General features: G+C 56.7%; 4 protein-coding genes and 1 pseudogene. All 5 read right to left on the bottom strand.

All coding sequences use genetic code 11. The annotated features are described in order from the left end of the window. Positions 1 to 121: 121 nt before the first annotated feature. Complete coding sequence (locus KH616_RS22360) at positions 122 to 601, bottom strand: hypothetical protein (RefSeq protein ID WP_292252091.1); 480 nt, start codon at positions 599 to 601, stop codon at positions 122 to 124. A gap of 48 nt (positions 602 to 649) precedes the next feature. Beyond that, positions 650 to 928 (bottom strand): hypothetical protein, encoded by a 279-nt coding sequence (locus tag KH616_RS22355; RefSeq protein WP_292252090.1) that lies wholly within the window; start codon positions 926 to 928, stop codon positions 650 to 652. Between the two features lie 45 nt (positions 929 to 973). Beyond that, positions 974 to 2,014 carry a hypothetical protein gene (locus KH616_RS22350; protein ID WP_292252089.1) on the bottom strand — a complete coding sequence of 347 codons (1,041 nt, stop codon included), beginning with the start codon at positions 2,012 to 2,014 and terminating at the stop codon, positions 974 to 976. Between the two features lie 143 nt (positions 2,015 to 2,157). Beyond that, on the bottom strand, positions 2,158 to 2,475 hold the full coding sequence (locus tag KH616_RS22345; RefSeq protein ID WP_292252088.1) for a hypothetical protein: 318 nt from the start codon (positions 2,473 to 2,475) through the stop codon (positions 2,158 to 2,160). A 1,087-nt stretch (positions 2,476 to 3,562) separates the two neighbouring features. Continuing rightward, positions 3,563 to 4,119: pseudogene (locus tag KH616_RS22340) on the bottom strand (hypothetical protein); the annotation flags it as partial.

Here is a 4,119-nt window from a genome sequence, read left to right as displayed (position 1 = left end):
ATCCGCGCCTGCTGCCATCAGCGATTGATACATCGTCTGCAGGTCTGCGTACGGTCCGAGCACCGCCTTGCCAGTCAGCGCCGTGACTTCGTTGCGCACAAGCTGCTGCTCGTAGAAGCCGTCACCAAGTCGCTTCGGAATGTGCGTGAGATCGACGCCGAGCTGTCTTCTGATCACGTTGGCTCGCACCCGGCACGATTGAGCCTGGGAGCGAACCCAGTACAGAGTTCAAATACTGGTCAGAACGCTGCGCGGGTGTCGCACTGAAATACGTCTGTGCCGACCCATCGGAGATCATCGGCGAACCGCGCACCAGAATCGGCTTGCCCATATACTGCGACAGCATGTCTTGCGCCGTCTGAAGGTTCGTCAGGTAGGAGCTGAGGCCCCCCATCGCGCCTTCGCTGGTCGGATTGTTCGCCGTCTGGATCAGCGTCTGGAGATAGGCCATGTTCTCCTTGTTCGCCGTGTCGTCGACCATTCCCTTCGCCGCGCGCTCGAGCATGTCGGTCCAGTAAGTCGTTGCCTTCGCCACGCAGCTTGAATCGCCGCGGCATACCGCCTGCGCCTTTTCCTTTGCGAGCTGCTCGACAACCTTCACCTCTTCTACGTGAAGCTGCCGATTGTAAAGGTCTGCATTCGACTTGGTTCACTTCGCTTTAAAGAAACCGTACATATCTTGCCCCGTCAATTCATTTGTTTTTCGCAACAAATTTTCAAGTGCATCATAGTCCGCACCAAAGTCAAGTTTTCGCACCGCAAGGCTCATGCAATCAGACCGAAGTCGAGCAGTTAATTCGCATAGCGCAGCGATAATATTTTCGCGGTCACACTTAGGTTCTTGTAGTGCATCACGACCAATGGAATAAGCTTTTTCATAGGCCCCAACACTAATATTCATTCGTACGAGCTCTGCCATCTTACTCACGCATGCCTCCATCACTTAAACAATCCATCGTGGAAACAATAATAGTCAGAAATGTTCTTTTATTTCGCCGATCTTGTTAGCGTTCGGATCAGTCCATTGACTACGATTAGGTACCAGCACTTGTTGAGCACCACCCGGCGCTGAATATGCTCCTTGTTGCACAGGCGCAACTTGACTTGCAAACGCTTGAGGGTTAGTTCCCGGTATAGGCTTCATTGAATACACATCAAAGCCAATCTGCGAACCGCGAACGGCTTGTTCGGCAGGCAGACCAAGCTTCGCCGCTATCTGGTCAGCTGGCAGCTTCGATAGCGCCTCGTATTCCGTTCTCGTCATGAAGTATGGAGAATATGCGGAGATTGAATCTCCTCCAAACGTTCCCTTGGGAACCACTTTGATTAATTCGGTATCCGTCTTGACGGCCAAGGTCGTAGGTAATGACATACCCGTTTCAATAAGCCCGGCAGCATATTTCTGTGCATCTTGCAAAGATACCCCTGCCGCCGTATACGCATTCACAACCGCCTGCGCTTGCGGCGTCTTCATCACATCGGCAGTTGGCTGTAACCCCTGTGCCCCAAACTTCTCGGTCGTGTACGAAAGCCGTGCTGCGCTATTTGCCGCTGCTGCATCCTTGGCAGCCTGATTGGCCAGCATCGCGGCGCCGGCCGTCCCACTCAGATTCAGTGCCCCGTACGCAAAGGCCGCCGCCTCTGGGCTCAGTCCCAGGCTTCGCAGCACCTGCTCGCCATACGTCGCTGTCAAATTGCCGTTGACCAACTGCCCGAAACCGGCCTTCGAGTAGTCCAGGCTTGTTCCCGCAACGGTGGCCCCCAAGCTGCATGCCACAATCGTCGAACAGCCCGAGCCGATCGCCGCGGCGGCTGCCGCCACTCCGGTTACGCCCTGCACCGCACCAATCGCCCGATTCGAGACCTGATAGCGATCCGCCGCGTCGTTGAATCGATCTAGGCTCGTGTACGTAAACAGTCCGCCGGACTGCAACTGACTTTGCTCCGCCGTGTACTGCTGGCGGCGCTGCTCCGAGGCGACCAGCGCCGCCTTGGCCGGATCGCTGTCTGGCACGCCCGCCGATCAATGCGCAAGCGCGCGCGCCGCATCCGCCAACCGCTGCTGCTCCGACGCACTCTTGCCTTGCTGCAACTGCTTGAGCTTCCCCGTCTCATCCGGGTGGAGTTGCCGATTGTAGAGAATCGACTTCTATTTGGTTACCTAGCTTCGCTTATCCTAAGCAAATTTCCTGAAGAGATTGAATAAAAAAGATTGAAATCCAACCCACCCTTAGGCGAAAAAACCACGGCAACTTCATCACCAATTACCCCGTTAACCCATGCATATACCCCCCCCTCAATGGATTCCTTGGTTCTGTCGAACAATGTTAATTTCCTCCACTCCTCTGGGGTCGGAGCAATTGCCTCCCATTCGCAAATCCCGCCTTGCCCAACCCAGGCAATTCGCTTACCGTCACCAGAAATTTCAAGATTCGCCATAATTATTCCCTCAAAATTAATTTGCTCAATTTCCAAATGGAATGGGTTTGGCTGGCCCCACGGGTTTGACGTAGTCCGTTCTCGCACCACCTGTCGGGTAGTCATAGAAGGTTTGATTCCCTCCCCCCGGATATTGAGATGACGGAACCTGCGGAGCAATGCCTCCCTCGACCGTCACCAGCGGCTTCCCCGTTGTCTGAACTGGTTGCACCATCGAAACATCAGGTTTCATCGCAGGAGTAATCGCCAAATTACCACGAACATACGCTTGGCTTGGCACCGCATCCGGCGTGGAAAACGCACCTACTGCCGGCTTTCCGTTAGCAATAGCCTCAGCTTGCCCACTAGTCACAACCATGTTCGCAGGCGTAGCCGTTCCAGCTACTCTAATATTTACGTACGTACCCGCAGTGAATGGCGCCGAATAACCTTGACTAGTAAACTGTTGATTGACGACTTCGGCCGGGACAAGCCCTGTTGTCAAGTTATCGTCACGGTGAAAATTAGCATTTATACGAGCTTCGTTGGTGCCTGCGTTAGTTGCGGCATTTGCTATACCCGATCCAGCGCCAGTCCCATTCGCCAGAGCTCCTAGTACTTTCCCACCCGCAGCCCCAGCCGCGATACCAACCCCAGTCGTAACCGCATCGGCCATCAACGGATTCGAACGCTCCGGCGTGTTCGGGTTGAACGAATTGAGTACCGCCTGCCCTTCGGTCGATGGCGCGCTGCCCGTAATTTGACCAACCCCCGTATTGAACTGATTAATTGCTGAGCCGGTCACGCCTGCGCCAATCGGAATACCCGCGCAGCTTACTCCCGTCTCCGGACACGCCGCAATCGCGCCGGCCGTGAGGGCTACACCACCTGCTGTACCCAACGTTCCCCCAACGACGTTTGCCACCCCTTTGATCGATGGATGCGACGTATAGCCATCCGTCGCCGCATCCTTCCAGTCATAGGGCGTAAATTGCCCCGTTGCCTGAAGGGTTTGGATTTCCTTCGTGTACTGCGCCCCCTGAGCCTGCATCGCAGATAGCCGTGCGTAGTTCGGATCGTTGGTCGGCACACCGTCCGCACAGCGCACCATATAACACGCCGCAGCATCCAGCCGGTCTCGCTCCGCCTGCGATTTTCCTTTCTTGAGATCGCTCAGCGATTTCGCTTCCTTCTGATGCATCTGCCTGTTGTAAAGCTCGTTGTTGATGGCCGACCCTGCACCGGCCAGCGCACCGGATGAACCGCCACCTGCGGCAGCGCCAGCCGCCGCACCGCCCGCCGTCGCCACGATCTCGTTCAGCGCGTTCCGCGCGGCGGCTTGTGCGCTCAGCGGCAACTGGCTCACCGTCTGATCGATGATTGGCTGCGCCAGGGACTGCAGCACATCACCGGCCAGTGAACCCGCGACCGCTCCGCCGATGTTGCCACCCGACAGCGCTGCCCCGATCGCCGCCACCGCGGCGTGCAGCGCGTCGCGACCCGCACCGCCTTCGCCGAACAATGCCTTCATCTGCGGGCTGCTGTTTTCCAGCTGAGTCGCCGCTTCCGCCACCGCGAACGTCGCGACCTTGCCGAACGCCTGCGCAAAGGCCATATTGTTCTGGACCTTCTGCAGGTTGAATGTGTTCTCCACCGTCTGGTTCGCGTTCGCGGTGTCGCGCGACAGCCCGGACGTGCTGT

The organism is Burkholderia sp., assembly GCF_018375725.1.
Taxonomy (GTDB): domain Bacteria; phylum Pseudomonadota; class Gammaproteobacteria; order Burkholderiales; family Burkholderiaceae; genus Burkholderia.
The sequence above is the reverse complement of the archived record's forward strand: the minus strand, read 5'-3'. Positions and strand labels throughout refer to the sequence as shown.